15 protein-coding genes are annotated in these 17785 nt (G+C 49.0%); 12 read left to right on the top strand and 3 right to left on the bottom strand.

The window, feature by feature from the left end; genetic code table 11:
• Positions 1 to 549: 549 nt before the first annotated feature.
• From atpI to A6301_RS18815, 9 genes are all read left to right on the top strand, one after another.
• Positions 550 to 933 (top strand): F0F1 ATP synthase subunit I, encoded by a 384-nt coding sequence (gene atpI / locus A6301_RS18855; protein ID WP_048263438.1) that lies wholly within the window; start codon positions 550 to 552, stop codon positions 931 to 933.
• A 22-nt stretch (positions 934 to 955) separates the two neighbouring features.
• Positions 956 to 1756: a F0F1 ATP synthase subunit A gene (atpB, locus tag A6301_RS18850; RefSeq protein WP_107171128.1), complete on the top strand. Its 801-nt coding sequence runs from the start codon at positions 956 to 958 to the stop codon at positions 1754 to 1756.
• A gap of 49 nt (positions 1757 to 1805) precedes the next feature.
• A complete protein-coding gene (atpE, locus tag A6301_RS18845; RefSeq protein WP_005976545.1) occupies positions 1806 to 2045 on the top strand; it encodes a F0F1 ATP synthase subunit C in 240 nt (79 codons plus the stop codon).
• Positions 2046 to 2108: 63 nt separating this feature from the next.
• Positions 2109 to 2579, top strand: coding sequence for a F0F1 ATP synthase subunit B (gene atpF, locus A6301_RS18840; protein WP_107171129.1), 471 nt, complete (start codon positions 2109 to 2111; stop codon positions 2577 to 2579).
• Positions 2580 to 2593: 14 nt separating this feature from the next.
• Positions 2594 to 3127, top strand: coding sequence for a F0F1 ATP synthase subunit delta (gene atpH / locus A6301_RS18835; RefSeq protein WP_234258488.1), 534 nt, complete (start codon positions 2594 to 2596; stop codon positions 3125 to 3127).
• Between the two features lie 12 nt (positions 3128 to 3139).
• On the top strand, positions 3140 to 4681 hold the full coding sequence (gene atpA / locus A6301_RS18830; protein ID WP_005976551.1) for a F0F1 ATP synthase subunit alpha: 1542 nt from the start codon (positions 3140 to 3142) through the stop codon (positions 4679 to 4681).
• A 52-nt stretch (positions 4682 to 4733) separates the two neighbouring features.
• Positions 4734 to 5597, top strand: a complete 864-nt coding sequence (gene atpG, locus A6301_RS18825) for a F0F1 ATP synthase subunit gamma (RefSeq protein WP_107171131.1) — start codon at positions 4734 to 4736, stop codon at positions 5595 to 5597.
• Positions 5598 to 5644: 47 nt separating this feature from the next.
• Entirely contained in the window at positions 5645 to 7027 is a 1383-nt protein-coding gene (gene atpD / locus A6301_RS18820; protein ID WP_107171132.1) for a F0F1 ATP synthase subunit beta, read from the top strand.
• Positions 7028 to 7046: 19 nt separating this feature from the next.
• Positions 7047 to 7466, top strand: coding sequence for a F0F1 ATP synthase subunit epsilon (locus A6301_RS18815; RefSeq protein ID WP_005976558.1), 420 nt, complete (start codon positions 7047 to 7049; stop codon positions 7464 to 7466).
• A gap of 241 nt (positions 7467 to 7707) precedes the next feature.
• Here A6301_RS18815 and pelX read toward each other — a convergent pair whose 3' ends face one another.
• Positions 7708 to 9942: a pectate disaccharide-lyase PelX gene (gene pelX / locus A6301_RS18810; protein ID WP_205540595.1), complete on the bottom strand. Its 2235-nt coding sequence runs from the start codon at positions 9940 to 9942 to the stop codon at positions 7708 to 7710.
• 312 nt (positions 9943 to 10254) lie between these two features.
• Here pelX and glmU point away from each other — a divergent pair, with 312 nt between their 5' ends.
• Positions 10255 to 11625 carry a bifunctional UDP-N-acetylglucosamine diphosphorylase/glucosamine-1-phosphate N-acetyltransferase GlmU gene (glmU, locus tag A6301_RS18805; protein WP_234258487.1) on the top strand — a complete coding sequence of 457 codons (1371 nt, stop codon included), beginning with the start codon at positions 10255 to 10257 and terminating at the stop codon, positions 11623 to 11625.
• Positions 11626 to 11813: 188 nt separating this feature from the next.
• On the top strand, positions 11814 to 13646 hold the full coding sequence (gene glmS, locus A6301_RS18800; protein WP_205540596.1) for a glutamine--fructose-6-phosphate transaminase (isomerizing): 1833 nt from the start codon (positions 11814 to 11816) through the stop codon (positions 13644 to 13646).
• A 260-nt stretch (positions 13647 to 13906) separates the two neighbouring features.
• Here glmS and A6301_RS18795 read toward each other — a convergent pair whose 3' ends face one another.
• Positions 13907 to 15067, bottom strand: a complete 1161-nt coding sequence (locus tag A6301_RS18795) for a metallophosphoesterase (RefSeq protein ID WP_234258486.1) — start codon at positions 15065 to 15067, stop codon at positions 13907 to 13909.
• 290 nt (positions 15068 to 15357) lie between these two features.
• Positions 15358 to 16272 carry a LysR family transcriptional regulator gene (locus A6301_RS18790; RefSeq protein ID WP_234258485.1) on the bottom strand — a complete coding sequence of 305 codons (915 nt, stop codon included), beginning with the start codon at positions 16270 to 16272 and terminating at the stop codon, positions 15358 to 15360.
• A 114-nt stretch (positions 16273 to 16386) separates the two neighbouring features.
• Between A6301_RS18790 and A6301_RS18785 the strand changes: the two genes are divergently transcribed.
• On the top strand, positions 16387 to 17748 hold the full coding sequence (locus A6301_RS18785) for an MFS transporter (RefSeq protein WP_234258484.1): 1362 nt from the start codon (positions 16387 to 16389) through the stop codon (positions 17746 to 17748).
• The last annotated feature ends 37 nt before the right edge of the window (positions 17749 to 17785 follow it).

The following is a 17785-nucleotide window of genomic DNA, read 5'->3' as shown; positions in this document are numbered from 1 at the left end:
TCTAGAACCCATAGCGATCACTGAAATTTTACATCTTCGTTTTTTCAGTGGCTCCCTTTTACTTTCGTGCTAAATAATAACGAGCGAAAATAAATGATTGGCATCAAAATTTAGTTATTTTTGTGTTAATTGAGTAAAAAAACGATATCAATAATGTCAATAGGTGGTTGAAACGTTGTTTATTGCGTTTTTTGAATGGTTTTTTTTATAAATTATTGAATTTAAATAAAATAAATGACTTATTTTGCTAAAGACAAAAAAAAACATGTTCTGTTATAAATAGTCGCAAAGCCTTTTATGTGAGTCGCATCACAGATTAGAGGGCTTTAGAAATTAATTACACCAGATATGATCAGGGATGATTGTTAGTAAAAATGGGGCTTCAGAAAGAAATTTAAATAATTGTTCACCTTTTCGCTACTTATCGATTGAATTCGCAGGTATGACCCGTATAATTTGCTCGTTTTTTGCTGCTTGACTCAGTGGTGTAAAGGCAGTTTTATACGTCATTCGGTATACCTCTGAAAAGGTACGGAGAGAGCAAACGTCATGCCTGTATCCCTTTACAGCGGAAAAGTGGCCCTAAGGCTGCTGTTGTTACAGTTAGTGACTTTTGCTTTGTTGAGTGCTGTTTTCAGCCTCAATAGCGTCAACGCTGCCGCTTCTGCATTAGGCGGGGGATTGGCAGCCTGGTTACCGAATGTCTTGTTTGTGCTGTTTGCCTTACGTCATCAGTCACACAAACCTGCTGATGGGCGTGTGGCTTGGTCGTTCGCGATTGGTGAGGCGCTTAAGGTATTTATCACCATTGCACTGTTAGTGGTGGCGTTAGGCGTGTTTAAAGCGGCATTCTTTCCGCTTGGCCTGACTTATTTATCGGTGCTGGTTATGCAGATCGTGGCACCGGCCGTAATTAATCGTTACCGTAATTAACAACAAAAGGGTAAGAGACATCATGGCTGCTGGAGAAATCTCTACTCCGCAAGAGTATATCAGTCACCACTTGCACCATTTGCAGGTAGGGACGGGTTTTTGGTCGATCAACGTCGATTCGATGTTTTTCTCCATTGCTCTTGGGGTCCTCTTTCTGGTTATCTTTCACCGCGTAGCGAAACGTGCGACTAGCGGTGTGCCAGGTAAGCTGCAAACGGCTGTCGAACTGATCATCGGTTTCGTTGACGGTACCGTACGCGATATGTTCCATGGCAAAAGCAAACTGATTGCTCCTCTGGCGCTGACCATTTTCGTCTGGGTTTTCCTGATGAACTTGATGGATTTGTTGCCTATCGATCTGTTGCCGCAAGCTTGGGCGGGAGTCTACAGCCTACTGGGATACGATCCTGCGCATGCTTATCTGCGTGCTGTGCCGACGGCTGACGTGAACATCACGCTGTCGATGGCGCTTGGGGTATTTATCCTGGTTTTGTTCTACAGCATCAAAATGAAAGGTCTTGGTGGTTTTGTTAAAGAACTGACCATGCAGCCGTTCAACCATCCAGTATTTATTCCTATCAACCTGATTCTTGAAGGTGTCAGCCTGCTGTCCAAACCTATTTCCTTAGGCTTGCGACTGTTTGGCAATATGTATGCGGGTGAGTTGATCTTCATCCTGATTGCCGGTCTGTTGCCGTGGTGGTCACAATGGCTGTTAAATGTGCCTTGGGCTATTTTCCACATTTTGATTATTACGCTTCAGGCTTTTATTTTCATGGTTCTGACGGTTGTTTATCTCTCGATGGCATCTGAAGAGCATTGATTTTCTTTCAACAAATAACGTTTTTAACTGAAACAAACTGGAGACTGTCATGGAAAACCTGAGTGTGGATCTACTGTACATGGCTGCCGCGTTAATGATGGGTTTGGCGGCAATCGGTGCTGCGATCGGTATCGGCATTCTGGGTGGTAAATTCTTGGAAGGTGCTGCTCGTCAGCCTGACCTGATTCCTTTACTGCGTACACAGTTCTTTATCGTCATGGGTCTGGTTGACGCCATCCCAATGATCGCTGTTGGTCTGGGGCTGTATGTGATGTTTGCGGTGGCCTAAGCAGAATGTTTTCTGCTGAGGTTAAAACATCAACTTATTTAACTTTGAAAGAGGCATTGTGCTGTGAATATTAATGCAACAATCCTCGGCCAGGCCATTGCGTTCGTCCTGTTTGTCTGGTTCTGCATGAAGTTTGTATGGCCGCCGATGATGGCTGCCATCGAGAAACGTCAAAAAGAAATTGCTGACGGTCTTGCTTCTGCTGAACGTGCCAAAAAAGATTTGAACTTGGCTCAGGCCAATGCGACAGATCAACTGAAGAAAGCCAAAGCGGATGCTCAGGTTATCATTGAGCAGGCGAACAAACGCCGTGCTCAGATCCTGGATGAGGCGAAAGCTGAAGCGGAAGCTGAACGTAACAAGATTGTGGCGCAGGCGCAGGCTGAAATCGAAGCCGAGCGTAAACGCGCTCGTGAAGAGCTGCGTAAGCAAGTTGCCGTATTGGCGATTGCCGGTGCCGAGAAAATTATTGAACGTTCCGTGGATGAAGCTGCTAACAGCGACATCGTTGATAAACTGGTCGCTGAACTGTAAGGAGGGAGGGGCTGATGTCTGAATTTGTCACGGTAGCTCGCCCCTACGCCAAAGCAGCTTTTGACTTTGCGGTTGAGAATCAGGCCTTGGATCGCTGGCAGAACATGCTGGCGTTTTCGGCTGAAGTAGCGCGCAATGAGCAAATTGCCGAGCTGCTTTCTGGTGCTGTTGCACCGATTGAGCTGGCGAAAACGTTCATTGCCGTTTGTGGTGATCAACTTGATGAAGCCGGTCAGAACCTGATTAGGGTAATGGCCGAAAACGGACGTTTACCAGTGCTTCCTGAAGTACTGGAACAATTTATTCAACTGCGGGCAGCACTAGAATCGACGGTTGACGTCGATGTGATTTCTGCCAACACGTTGAATGAGCAGCAGCTATCAAAAATCGCTGTTGCTATGGAAAAACGTCTGTCACGCAAAGTGAAGCTGAATTGCAAAATTGATAAGTCTGTCATGGCCGGCGTGGTTATTCGCGCGGGCGATATGGTGATAGATGGCAGCATTCGCGGTCGTCTGGAACGTCTGGCAGACGTCTTGCAGTCTTAAGGGGACTGGAGCATGCAACTGAATTCCACCGAAATCAGCGAACTGATCAAGCAGCGCATTGCTCAGTTCAATGTGGTGAGCGAAGCTCACAATGAAGGTACTATTGTTTCCGTCAGTGACGGAATCATCCGCGTCCACGGTCTGGCAGACGTGATGCAGGGGGAGATGATCTCTCTGCCGGGTAACCGTTATGCAATCGCACTGAACCTGGAGCGCGACTCCGTTGGTGCGGTAGTAATGGGGCCGTATGCGGATCTGGCTGAAGGCATGAAAGTAAAATGCACCGGCCGTATTCTTGAAGTTCCAGTTGGCCGCGGCCTGCTGGGTCGCGTGGTCAACACGCTGGGCGCACCGATTGACGGTAAAGGCGCACTGGATCACGACGGTTTCTCTGCGGTTGAAGCGATTGCGCCTGGCGTTATCGAACGTCAGTCCGTTGATGAGCCGGTACAAACGGGCTATAAGTCCGTTGACGCCATGATTCCAATCGGTCGTGGTCAGCGTGAGCTGATTATCGGTGACCGTCAGACGGGTAAAACCGCCCTGGCCATCGACGCCATCATCAACCAGCGTGATTCCGGCATCAAATGTGTGTACGTCGCTATCGGCCAGAAAGCCTCCACGATCTCTAACGTGGTACGTAAACTGGAAGAGCACGGCGCACTGGAAAACACCATTGTTGTTGTTGCTACCGCGTCCGAGTCTGCCGCCCTGCAATACCTGGCACCATATGCCGGTTGTGCGATGGGTGAGTACTTCCGTGACCGTGGTGAAGATGCGCTGATTATTTATGATGACCTGTCTAAACAGGCCGTTGCTTATCGTCAGATTTCTCTGCTGCTCCGTCGTCCGCCAGGTCGTGAAGCTTATCCTGGTGACGTTTTCTATCTCCACTCCCGTTTGCTGGAGCGTGCATCGCGCGTTAACGCCGATTACGTTGAAGCATTCACCAAGGGTGAAGTGAAAGGGAAAACCGGTTCGTTGACCGCTCTGCCGATCATCGAAACGCAAGCAGGTGACGTTTCTGCGTTCGTTCCGACCAACGTGATCTCGATTACTGATGGTCAGATCTTCCTGGAATCCAACCTGTTTAACGCCGGTATTCGTCCTGCGGTTAACCCAGGGATCTCCGTATCCCGTGTGGGTGGTGCAGCGCAGACCAAGATCATGAAGAAACTGTCCGGTGGTATTCGTACCGCACTGGCACAGTACCGTGAACTGGCAGCGTTCTCTCAGTTCGCTTCCGATCTTGATGATGCAACCCGTAAACAGTTGAGCCACGGTCAGAAAGTGACCGAGCTGTTGAAACAGAAACAGTATGCGCCGATGTCTGTCGCACAGCAGTCTCTGGTTCTGTTTGCGGCGGAACGTGGTTATCTGGAAGATGTTGAGCTGTCGAAAGTCGGTAGCTTTGAAGCGGCTCTGTTGGCTTACGCTGACCGTGAGCATGGCGAACTTCTGCAACAAATCGACCAGACTGGCGCTTATAACGATGAGATCGAGGGCAAGTTTAAAGGCATCCTCGATACTTTTAAGGCAACCCAGTCCTGGTAACGCCCGGTGGCCTGCTGTAAAGCAGGCCGCAAGGCTTTGAGGAGAAGCAAAGATGGCCGGCGCAAAAGAGATACGTAGTAAGATCGCAAGCGTCCAAAACACGCAGAAGATCACCAAAGCAATGGAAATGGTCGCCGCTTCCAAAATGCGTAAATCGCAGGATCGTATGGCGGCCAGCCGTCCTTATGCGGAAACCATACGCAATGTGATTGGTCACCTTGCGTTAGGAAATCTGGAATATAAACACCCGTACCTGGAAGAACGCGACGTTAAGCGCGTTGGGTATCTGGTGGTGTCTACTGACCGTGGCCTGTGTGGTGGCTTGAACATTAACTTGTTCAAGAAACTGTTGGCTGATATGAAATCCTGGAGCGATAAAGGCGTTCAAACTGATTTAGCGCTGATTGGCTCCAAAGCGGTTTCTTTCTTCGGTTCGGTAGGCGGAAACATTGTTGCTCAGGTTACCGGTATGGGGGATAACCCTTCCGTATCAGAACTGATCGGCCCGGTTAAAGTTATGCTGCAAGCCTACGACGAAGGTCGTCTGGACAAGCTGTATATCGTAAGCAACAAGTTTATCAATACCATGTCTCAGGAACCGCTTGTTGTTCAAGTGTTACCGTTACCGCCTTCGGATGACGGTGAGTTGAAGAAGAAAGCCTGGGATTACCTGTATGAACCCGATCCTAAGTCGCTGCTGGATACCCTGCTGCGCCGTTATGTGGAATCTCAGGTTTATCAGGGCGTCGTAGAAAATCTGGCTAGTGAGCAGGCCGCGCGAATGGTTGCGATGAAAGCCGCGACCGATAACGGCGGTAGCCTGATCAAAGAGCTTCAGTTGGTATACAACAAAGCTCGTCAGGCCAGCATTACCCAGGAACTCACCGAAATCGTCGGGGGAGCCTCCGCGGTTTAAAGCAGGTTTACGAATTACGTATTGTCGAATTACGTAGAGGATTCAAGATGGCTACTGGAAAGATTATCCAGGTAATCGGCGCCGTGGTGGACGTCGAGTTCCCGCAAGATGCCGTACCGAAGGTGTACGATGCGCTTGAGGTAGAGAACGGCGCTGAGAAACTGGTGCTGGAAGTGCAGCAGCAGTTGGGCGGCGGTATTGTTCGTTGTATCGCAATGGGGTCTTCTGACGGTCTGCGTCGCGGGTTGAACGTAAATAACCTGGACCACCCGATCGAAGTGCCGGTAGGTAAAGCAACGCTGGGTCGTATCATGAACGTGTTGGGTGATCCCATCGACATGAAAGGCGACATCGGCGAAGAAGAGCGTTGGGCTATTCACCGTGCGGCTCCGAGCTATGAAGAGCTGTCAAACTCACAGGAACTGCTGGAAACTGGCATCAAGGTTATCGACCTGATGTGTCCGTTTGCCAAGGGCGGTAAAGTGGGTCTGTTCGGTGGTGCGGGCGTAGGTAAAACCGTAAACATGATGGAGCTGATCCGTAACATTGCGATCGAGCACTCCGGTTACTCTGTGTTTGCAGGTGTTGGTGAGCGTACCCGTGAAGGTAACGACTTCTACCACGAAATGACCGACTCCAACGTAATCGATAAAGTATCACTGGTTTATGGCCAGATGAATGAGCCACCAGGTAACCGTCTGCGCGTGGCACTGACTGGCCTGACCATGGCAGAAAAATTCCGTGATGAAGGCCGTGACGTACTGTTGTTCGTCGATAACATTTATCGTTATACCCTAGCCGGTACGGAAGTATCTGCACTGCTGGGTCGTATGCCTTCTGCGGTAGGTTATCAGCCGACGCTGGCGGAAGAGATGGGCGTTCTGCAAGAACGTATCACCTCAACCAAAACCGGTTCTATCACCTCCGTTCAGGCCGTTTACGTTCCTGCGGATGACTTAACTGACCCGTCACCAGCCACCACCTTTGCTCACTTGGATGCAACTGTGGTACTGAGCCGTCAGATCGCTTCTCTGGGTATCTACCCGGCCGTTGACCCGCTGGACTCCACCAGCCGTCAGTTAGACCCGCTGGTTGTTGGTCAGGAACACTATGATGTTGCCCGTGGCGTGCAGTCTATTCTGCAACGTTACCAGGAACTGAAAGACATCATCGCGATTCTGGGTATGGACGAGTTGTCTGAAGAAGACAAGCTGGTGGTATCCCGTGCGCGTAAGATTCAGCGCTTCCTGTCTCAGCCGTTCTTCGTTGCTGAAGTATTTACCGGTTCTCCGGGTAAATACGTTTCCCTGAAAGACACCATCCGTGGCTTTAAAGGGATTATGGAAGGCGAATACGACCACCTGCCAGAGCAGGCGTTCTACATGGTTGGTTCCATTGAAGAAGTCGTGGAAAAAGCCAAGAAACTGTAACGCCTTGTAGGAGGGTGACATGGCTATGACTTACCATCTGGATGTCGTGAGTGCGGAACAGCAAATGTTCTCCGGTCTGGTGCAGAAGATCCAGGTAACGGGGAGCGAAGGCGAACTGGGTATTTATCCGGGACATGCCCCTCTGCTCACTGCCATTAAACCGGGTATGATTCGTATCGTTAAGCAGCACGGTGAAGAAGAGTATATCTACCTTTCTGGCGGCGTCCTTGAGGTGCAGCCGAATATGGTTACCGTACTGTCCGATACCGCTATTCGTGGACAGGATTTGGATGAAGCCCGTGCGTTGGAAGCGAAACGCAAAGCAGAAGACCATATCCGTAATTCGCATGGCGACGTGGATTATGCTCAGGCTTCCGCAGAGCTGACTAAAGCGATTGCGAAACTGCGCGTTATCGAATTGACCAGAAAAGCGATGTAATAGATAAGCTTGCAATAATTGAAGGCCAGTCAGTTCATGCTGACTGGCCTTTTTGCATTTAAGCCTATGTTACATATAAAAATGCCTGCGAGAGCAGGCATTTTGTTGAAGTCATGCTGGTCACTTAAGCCCATTATTAGGGGAAACACAGGGGGAGATTCCCGTAGGGACGCCTCACCCCTGTGGTCGCCCCGTGTATCTCTATGCTTAAACTATCGACATTACATTTTTTCGAAAAGACTTATTTCTTCTTCAGGAAGTCGCCAAGTACCAGATTGCCTTTGGCATCACGCGTAAATGTCTCCGGGACGATAACCGAAACGAAGTTATTTACTGTGACTTCTTTACCTTGCGCGTTAACAGAACGGTCGCCTTTGATGAAGTAGTTGGTGTTATCGATATTGCCGACAACTGCATCATCATATTTACCCGCTTTGGTTTTCAGCGAAACGTTGTTCTTGAAGACGCCTTGTTTTTCCGGGCCAGAGTAAGGGCTTGGGCGGAAAATGAAGTTAAAGCGTTCGTTGTCTAACGCGATGTTGTCTTCAACGATCAGTGCACCAGGGTTGAAGTTGTCAGTGAAACCATCAAGCTTGTTACCCACTGCAATGCTGTTTTTGACCTGATGCGCCACTGGCTGACCTTCGCCACCCATTTTGAAGCCATTGCTGGTGTTGTTCATGGCAATTGAATTCTCGATCACCACAACGCCGTTTGCGCCGTCTTCAATTTTGTTAAACAGGTCGAAGCCGTCATCGATGTTGTTGTGTGAGAATGCGCCGCGGATTACGTTGCCTTCACCGACACGCATTTTTACCGCAAAACCGTCAGCGTTAATTTTACCAGGGTCCTGGTTGCTGTGAGATTCTGAGTTCAGGATCAGGTTATGGCTGGCCCACAGCGGTCTGCCTACATCGGCCGTTGAAGTTACCTGAATACCGGTATCGTCAGCATGGTGCGCCAGAACGCGTTCGATGGTGTTGTAGCTTCCTTCGATACGGAACGGTTTCTCGGTGATTTCAATCCCTTTAACATGCCAATGGCTTGCCTTCAGTTGCAAGCCGTGAATGACGGCTTTATTACCGACGGTAAACAGGTTTTTGACGGCTTTTTGCTGGCCGCTGGCGCTGACAGGGATTTCAGTTGCGCTGTAATCGCCATCGTTGAGCCAAATTGTGCCGCCTGCTGGCAAAGCGGCGACGGCGCTGGCTAAATCGAGCGGTGCATTTTTACTGCCGTCGTTGCTGGCTGAACCCTGTGGCGAAACATACAGATTTTTGGCGTCTGCATAAGCCACTTTTTCAACTTTGAACGTGCTCTCTTTGACCGCTTTATCATCCCCATCTGCAGGTTGGTAAGCGAGCTTGAATTCAGCGCTATTACCGGCAATTTTTGCTGACAGAGAGAACGTCTCCCCTGCTTTTACCTGCTTGGCATCACCCAGAGATTTACCGTCTTGTGAAACGGCGATCGTACCGTTGTAATTGGCTTTGGCCTGTACAACATAGTTTTCGCTGGTGGTTTTAGGTGATGACATCACCTGTAGTAACGGATCGTAAGCCTTAACTTTAAATTCCGCTGAGGCTTTGGTTTGCGCCGGGGCTGTAGTCAACTGTGCATTACTGACGATGATTTTGGCGTTACGGGAGGCAAAGAAACCGACATAGTAGTGGTCTTTATCCAACTTGGTGACGACATCCGCACCTTTGACTTCTTTTGATACCCAGTTATCCGTGCCTTTCGGTGCATAAGAGGTAATGAAGCCGTCGTTGGTACGTTCCAGTTTCAGACGGAAAGTCGGTGTTTGCTCCAGATTGACGTTTTCCTGATAGCTGGTTTTGGTAATTTTCGCGCCCGCGTTGCCCCATGGCTGTGTTACGCCATTACGCAAAATAGCCTGTAGCTTGATTTCGGTATGAGATTTTTTATCCTGCGTCATGATGGCGTTCATCACCATGTTGGAGGCCGCAGGGAATTCTTCATACCCTTCTTTCAATGGTTCCTGACGTGGCACGCCGATAATATCGCGTACCAAAATCCCAGCCCCTTCCTGAGCCGCAGGTTTGGCACCATTTTCTGGCCCAAACTGTTCCACGGTAATATCAGACTGAAGCGTAAAATTCACATTGGCAGGCAACTGCGTATAGAAGAACGTCAGTCCGTCATGGGTGTTGGCAATCTTTCCGCCACGGCTTTCAATCGTGATCGGTGCGGATAAATCAGCGTTATCTCCTGGCGCCAATTTCTTGCCGTTAATGGTGACGTCATTAACACCAATTTTTTCCGGCAGGACATTGGATGAAAAATTTACGTCTGTTGATTGACCAAAGGCGATACCGTGCCAGACGGGGGTTGATTCTGTCGCGGCGTGTGTACTGAAGCTGAAGAGTAATGCATTCGTCAACGCGACGGCTGCGAGGCGTGAAGAACGGTGTTTCCGTACAAAATCACATTTTTGTGAAGAACAACGTTTCATTGTGTCTCCTTCGTTATTGAATTATTCGCCCGCGTATATTGCTATAAATGAAACGCTGTTTCTTTTGTGTGTGTCACAAATAGAAATACTTAAAAACAAAGTCTGCTTTTTATAAAACCCTGTGCCATTTTGTTGTTGAGGCACTCATGCTTTCCTCATGAGTATTCATGGCTTTGCGAGCGACTTTCAGAAAAAACTCACCAAAAATTATCTGCGTTATGCCGGAATTTCGGTAAACTCTGGTTATTCAGGCCGTAATCGGCTGGTCATTTTTATTCTGCGGGGCCGTGGCTTCGTATTGTCAGGATGCTTATGTCAAATAGTGCTATGAGTGTAGTTATTCTCGCTGCGGGTAAAGGAACCCGTATGTATTCCGACCTTCCTAAGGTGTTACACCAACTGGCGGGCAAGCCGATGGTTCAGCATGTTATTGATGCGGCCATGACGACAGGTGCACAGCATGTTCATCTGGTATATGGTCACGGCGGTGATTTGTTAAAACGTGAATTGGCCGATCCTGCATTGAATTGGGTGCTTCAGGCGGAACAGTTGGGAACTGGTCATGCGATGCAGCAAGCTGCCCCGCATTTTGCCGATGATGAAGACATCTTGATGTTATATGGCGATGTGCCGCTGATTTCATCGCAGACGCTAGGGCGTTTACGTCAGGCTAAGCCTCAGGGTGGGATCGGGCTGTTAACGGTAAAGCTGGACGATCCGACGGGCTATGGGCGGATTGTGCGTGAAAACGGCGCGGTAGTGGGGATCGTCGAGCATAAAGATGCCAGCGAAGCACAGCGCCAGATTAACGAGATTAATACCGGCATATTGATTGCCAACGGCAAAGATTTGAAGCGTTGGTTAAGCCAGTTGAACAACAACAACGCGCAAGGCGAATTTTATATTACCGACATTATTGCGATGGCAGCGGAAGAAGGTCAGCGCGTTGAAGCGGTCCACCCCGAACGACTGAGTGAAGTTGAGGGCGTTAATAATCGCCTGCAATTGTCGGCGCTGGAGCGGGTTTATCAGCGTGAACAGGCGGATAAACTGCTGTTGGCCGGGGTTATGCTACTCGACCCGGCACGATTTGATTTGCGCGGCGAACTGACTCATGGTCGCGATGTGGTTATTGATGTCAATGTGATTGTGGAAGGCAATGTTCAACTCGGTAACCGGGTGAAAATTGGTGCAGGATGTGTGATCAAAAACACCATCATTGGCGATGATTGCGAGATCAGCCCTTATTCCGTACTGGAGGATGCCGTTCTGGAAGCGCAGTGCACCGTTGGGCCATTTGCTCGTTTGCGCCCTGGTGCGGAACTGGCTGAAGGTGCGCACGTTGGCAATTTTGTTGAACTGAAAAAAGCGCGTCTGGGGAAAGGATCAAAAGCGGGACATCTTAGCTATTTAGGTGATGCGGATATCGGTTCCGGTGTTAATATTGGTGCGGGAACGATCACCTGTAATTATGACGGTGCGAATAAACACAAAACGATTATTGGTGATGATGTGTTTGTTGGTTCGGATACGCAACTTGTGGCACCCGTTAGCATTGCCAACGGTGCGACGATTGGTGCTGGCACAACGGTCACGCGCGATGTCGCAGAGAACGAACTGGTGATTGGTCGCGTGAAACAACGGCATATCTCCGGATGGCAGCGTCCGGTGAAGAAGAAATAGTCGTTTAGCGATATACCTCCGCTTGTGGCGGAGGTGGTTTTGTCCTGTGCTTTGTCTCTCAGAGCGCAAAACAAAACATAATAATCCCCAACTCTCTACAAGGCTCGGGGAACCCGGAAAAACCGGAACAATCAGGTCTAAGACATCCCAAGTGACACAATATGTCACTTTTATAGGAATACACATCGATGTGTGGAATTGTAGGCGCAGTCGCGCAACGTGATATTGCAGAAATTTTACTGGAAGGTTTACGCCGTCTTGAGTACCGCGGCTATGACTCTGCGGGCCTGGCGGTTGTTGATAGCGAAGGGCATGTCGCTCGTTTGCGCCGTTTGGGTAAAGTGCAGGTGCTGTCTCAGGCCGCTGATGAGCATGAGCTACACGGCGGTACCGGTATCGCTCATACCCGCTGGGCAACGCACGGTGAACCTTCTGAAGAGAATGCGCACCCGCATGTTTCTGAACATATCACTATCGTCCATAACGGTATTATCGAAAACCACGAGCCGCTGCGCGAACTGATGATCGGTCGCGGCTATCGTTTTGTTTCGGAGACTGATACTGAAGTCGTTGCCCATCTGGTTCATTTCGAACAGAAACAGAACGGCGGAACGCTGGTTGAAGTCGTTAAGCGTGTGATTCCACAGCTGCGCGGTGCCTATGGCATGGTGGTATTGGATAACCGCGACCCAAGCGTATTAGTCGCTGCGCGCTCAGGTAGCCCGCTGGTGATTGGCCGTGGCGTGGGTGAGAATTTCATTGCTTCCGATCAACTGGCATTGCTGCCTGTGACGCGCCGCTTCATGTTCCTGGAAGAAGGCGACGTGGCGGAAATCACCCGTCGTGACGTGCGCGTGTTTGATAAATCAGGCCAGCTTGCTACACGCGAAGAAATTGAATCAAAAGTGAATTATGATGCTGGTGACAAAGGCGCATATCGTCACTACATGCAGAAAGAGATCTACGAACAGCCGATGGCAATCAAGAACACCCTTGAAGGGCGTTTCAGCCACGGTGAGATCAATCTTTCTGAATTGGGCCCTAAAGCGGATGAACTGCTGGCGAAAGTTGAGCATGTTCAGATTATCGCCTGCGGGACGTCCTACAACTCCGGTATGGTTTCCCGCTACTGGTTTGAAGCGCTGGCGGGGATTCCGTGTGACGTCGAAATCGCCTCTGAGTTCCGCTATCGTAAACCTGCCGTGCGTAAGAACAGCCTGATGATTACTCTGTCTCAGTCTGGTGAAACGGCGGATACGCTGGCTGCGTTACGTTTGTCCAAAGAACTGGGTTATCTGGGGTCGCTGGCTATCTGTAACGTTGCAGGTTCCTCGCTGGTGCGTGAGTCCGATCTGGCGCTGATGACCAAAGCAGGCGTAGAGATTGGCGTGGCCTCGACTAAAGCTTTCACCACTCAGCTTACTGTTCTGCTGATGCTGGTGGCGCGTGTTGGCCGTCTGCGCGGTATGGATGCGCAGATTGAGCATGATATCGTTCATGGTTTGCAAGCGCTTCCCGCGCGTATTGAGCAGATGCTGTCCCAAGACAAGCTAATCGAGTCTCTGGCAGAAGGTTTCTCTGACAAGCACCATGCGCTGTTCCTCGGCCGTGGCGATCAGTACCCGATCGCGATGGAAGGCGCGCTGAAGCTGAAAGAGATTTCTTACATTCACGCTGAAGCTTATGCGGCTGGCGAGCTGAAACACGGTCCGCTGGCGCTGATTGATGCAGATATGCCGGTTGTCGTGGTAGCACCGAACAATGAACTGTTGGAAAAATTGAAATCCAACATCGAAGAAGTTCGGGCGCGCGGCGGCGAGCTGTATGTCTTCGCTGACGAAGATGCTGGTTTCACCAGCAGCGAAAATATGAAAATTATTCCGCTGCCGCATATCGAAGAAGTGATTGCGCCAATCTTCTATACGGTGCCGTTGCAGCTGCTGTCTTATCACGTCGCGCTGATTAAAGGTACGGACGTCGATCAGCCACGTAACCTGGCGAAATCCGTTACTGTAGAGTAACTTTTAAAATGAAGGTAAATAGCCATTGTGCTATTTGCCTTCATTTCTTCATACTGCCGTTCATTTTTCATACCCATTCTTTTACGTCCCCTATACTCTCCTCATCTAAATTGATTGTGTATAGCTAGGTCTGACATCACTGACAAATTACTTAGCCTTAGCCAGCCTATTGGCACTAGTACGATAAAGGTTGATAGGACTTTCATCATCCGTATCTTTTAGCCACAGTGCTATATCGTGAGCGACAAGGCCGCCACCCTTTATCCCTTCAATGAGGGATCGGATGAATACTGCTCCCATTTATAATTGGGCCACAATCTCCTTAAGCCAAAATGTTCTTGCCCTTCGGTTATGCTATCTCCGCCATCATTCTCTTCTGCTATTTTCTCCCATGGGTAATTTTCTGATAATAAATTATTGTAACATTCATCGTTTTCTTGCTTTTTCTCTAAGATAGAAGAGACAGCGTGGTCGGTTATTTTTATGTCGTATTCAGGGTAGTGCTGGTTTTTCAAAAAATTCCATGCTTCAAATGTAATGGAGTTACTTTCTATTTGTAGAATAAAACCATAGCCTTTTTCCCTTAATCCATTTTCCGTTCTATTAAATGAGGGGATTTCAATTAGGGTGCCGAATTCTTTTTGCATCGCCTCTAAAACCCCGAGTCCATTATGTATATGGCCGGATATAACAACGGTTTTGGGGTGGCTTGATAATATCTTCTTGATTTTTTCATCCTGCTTCCCAAACCCACCAAACAAATTAGAACGCCAGTGTGTGTCATTAAGCGGTTGATGGGAGATAACAAATTTCCTACCCTTGACCTCTTCAGCGATTTTCTTTTCGAACCATGCTAATGTTGAATCATCGTAGTAGGCTTGATCCTTTAGGCCTCTATCTGTGTTTAGTGCAATAAAATGATGATCGCCAATAAAAATATCAAAACATGCATGCTTTTCTTCATGCTTTATTTTTTTAGCATTCATGTTTTTGTATTTTTCTATAATAAATTTGTAGTAAGGGTTGTCTTTATCAGGATCTTTAGTCCATGACTTACTGTCTGGGCCTCTAACATCATGGTTCCCTAATATAGCTATCACTTTTTCATTGCCTTCTTTAAAAGTGCTTTCTATCGACGCCATTGCTTTACCAATGTACTCAACGCTATCGCTAATATCTCCAGGGACAATAATATGAGATATTTTGTTTTTTTCTTTTATATTTACCAATTCTTTGGATAAGGATGATAACAAATCATCGTTATCTATATGCAGGTCACTGATTACCGCGATAGATAACCTTTTTTCTTTATCACGATTGCTGGGCTGGCTTACGCATAGATCGGCGGTGCTGGCATGAACCGGGAGTTGCATGGCGAGCGGCAGGAGCGCCGCAGATTGTATGAAGGTTCTTCTTTTCAATGTCGATCTCCTCTTTAACACCTGTGGTTAATGCCTAAATGGCTGTCGTCATGACATACGCACGCTTCTCATTTTATTTTTGGCGTTTTTGACTTTTATCCACCGTAATTGTCAGGTTTTTTTAAAAATCAATGACGTAAAACCAGAGGATAACGTCGTTATTTCCAAAAAAATAAAATCATCGTGCTGTTAGATCGAGCATTACCATAAAGCACAATTGTTACAGATTTCTCACAAGTGACAGGAATATCGCTATTGCCCGGTATACATGGCTAGCGCAGGTCGATGTTTTATTCCCACGGAGCGTGGGGGGTAAAGGCTGCCAGTAGTGAATCGATCGCAGCTCTGAGTCTCAGGGGCATAGTGAGTCCTTTGAGCCACACCATATGTATGGGCAGCCCTGCTCCGCAACAGCCTGCCAACACGTCGACTAACTCGCCTCTACGTAAGGCATCAGCGACTAGCCATTGTGGCAGTTGTGCAATGCCGTGGCCGGACAACGCTGCCATCATCACAGCATCCATATTGCCTAATCGCAGCCGGGTTGGTGGTAAAACACATTGGCTCCCTCCTTTTGCGTTCTCGACTTTCCATGGCTGCGCCTGTCCATTGCGTAGCAGGCCGATTCCCTGATGCGTGGCTAAATCGCTTAGCTGTTGAGGATGCCCGCTTTGTGCCAGATAATCGGCAGACGCGCATAAAACCTGCCGTTGCTCGCCCATTCTGCGTGCGATTAATCCTGTATGCTCTCCGATTTCACCTATCCGAATAGCGAAATCCATCCCTTCTTCGGCTAGATCGACAAGGCGATTGGAGAACTGAACATCAATATGTAATGCCGGAAAACGGTGCGTTAAGCGCAATAACTCAGGCATTATCCACCGCTGTCCGAATCGTTCTGGCAATGTTACGCGCAGATTGCCGGAAGGGATTACCGTGCGTGCCGCCAGCCGATTTTCTGCCTCTTCCAGCGCAGCTAATGCTTTAACGCAGTCCTCATAAAACAGCACGCCTTCATCTGTTAATGACAGACTGCGCGTGGTTCGATGAAATAATTTGATCTGTAATCTTGCTTCCAGCCGCGCTATTGCTTTGCCGACCGTGGAGCGGGAAAGCCCGAGTTGATCTGCGGCTCGGCCGAATCCCCCAGCCTGAACGGCCTGCACAAACGCCCGTATGTTGTTTAACCGCTCACTTGAAATCATGTCTGTTCTCTATTGGCGATAATTTTTCCCATATTAAGCGAAAATATGCCCTGAATGGAGAAGGCTATCGCAAGGTAGACTTTTTCTCTTTCAGACGTTTCAGAGGAATTGGCCATGAACGCGAGTGTTCCCTCGCCACAGACGGTTATTGCCCATCAGTGGCGAGCTTTGACGGGCATTTGTATTGCGAGTTTTCTTGGCTGTATTGATTTTACGATTGTGAATACCGCCATTCCGGCCATTCAACAGCAGTTTGGTGCCGGTATCGCTCATGTGCAGTGGGTGATGGGAATATTCATTATGGCGCTGTGTACCAGCATGGTCATCGTTGGAAGGGTAGCCGATCGCGCGGGTCGTCGGCGTGTACTCTATCTTGGTATGGCGGTGTTTGGCGTGGCATCGTTGGGAGCGGGTCTGTCGGGCAGTGTGAATGAACTGATTGGGTGGCGTTTTTTGCAGGGGGCATCTTGCGCCGTTTTATATACTGCAACAACGGTTATTTTGGTTGATATTTATCCAGCTCAGCACCACGGGCGCGTGTTAGGTATCTTGTTTGCCGTCAATGGGTTGGGATTGGCTATTGGCCCCGTGGCTGGTGGTCTTCTGGTGGATGTTCTGGGCTGGAGGTGGGTGTTCTTGCTTAATGTTCCGCTGATCGCAGTGAGTTTTGTTTTTTGTCTCGGTCAGGTGCGGGAATCTCGCGTAGCGCAAGCGCCGCCTTTGGATGGTAAAGGGTTACTCTTTTTTATCCTTTCCGTTGCCAGTGCACTGTTGGTTATCAATCAAGGCGATCGCTGGGGATGGTTGAGCCTGCCATCGTTAGCCTGTTTTTTACTGGCGCTGGTGGCGCTAGGGGGACTAATTCGGGTTGAGCGGCGAGAGCCTTTCCCTCTGATCGATCTCGATTTATTACGGCAGCCTGCTTTTCTCCGAATCTGTGTACTGACATCGCTACTGGCTTTTTTCTACTGCGGCGCTTTTTTTCTCATGCCGATTCATCTTCATGCGACGCATCATTATCGTGATGCTGTGATTGGCCTGTTGCTATTGCCTACAACGGCCGCGATGGCGTTAATTTCGCCGTGGGTGGGGCGTTTGGCGGACCGCATCGGCCCTCGATGGATACTGATGGCTGGCTTTCTTATGCTCGGGCTGTCTGCGGGTTTACAAAGCATGCTCGATCGTGAGAGTGCGTTAGGCACCATGATAGTGGCTTTTACCTTAATGGGCGTGGGCTGGGGGTGCATCTTAGGTCCCTCTGTTCTGGCCGCGCTCAAAGCTGTACATGCTGAACAGCAGGGGGTTGCCATCGGTATTTCCTGGACGTTGCATAATTTGGGCGGTGCGGTAGGATTGGCGTTTGTCACACAACTCTATCATCGTACGGAACAGGGTTATCAGACGGCGATGTTATTACTGTGCTTCCTGTCATTATTGGGATGTCTCATCGCCAGTTACCGTGATAAACGTCTCTGAGATCCCCCTAAATTTGGCGCTACGGCAGCTGGCGCCA

Origin of the sequence: Pectobacterium sp. IFB5596 (assembly GCF_021432585.1) — a bacterium.
Taxonomy (GTDB): domain Bacteria; phylum Pseudomonadota; class Gammaproteobacteria; order Enterobacterales; family Enterobacteriaceae; genus Pectobacterium; species Pectobacterium punjabense.
The sequence above is the reverse complement of the archived record's forward strand: the minus strand, read 5'-3'. Positions and strand labels throughout refer to the sequence as shown.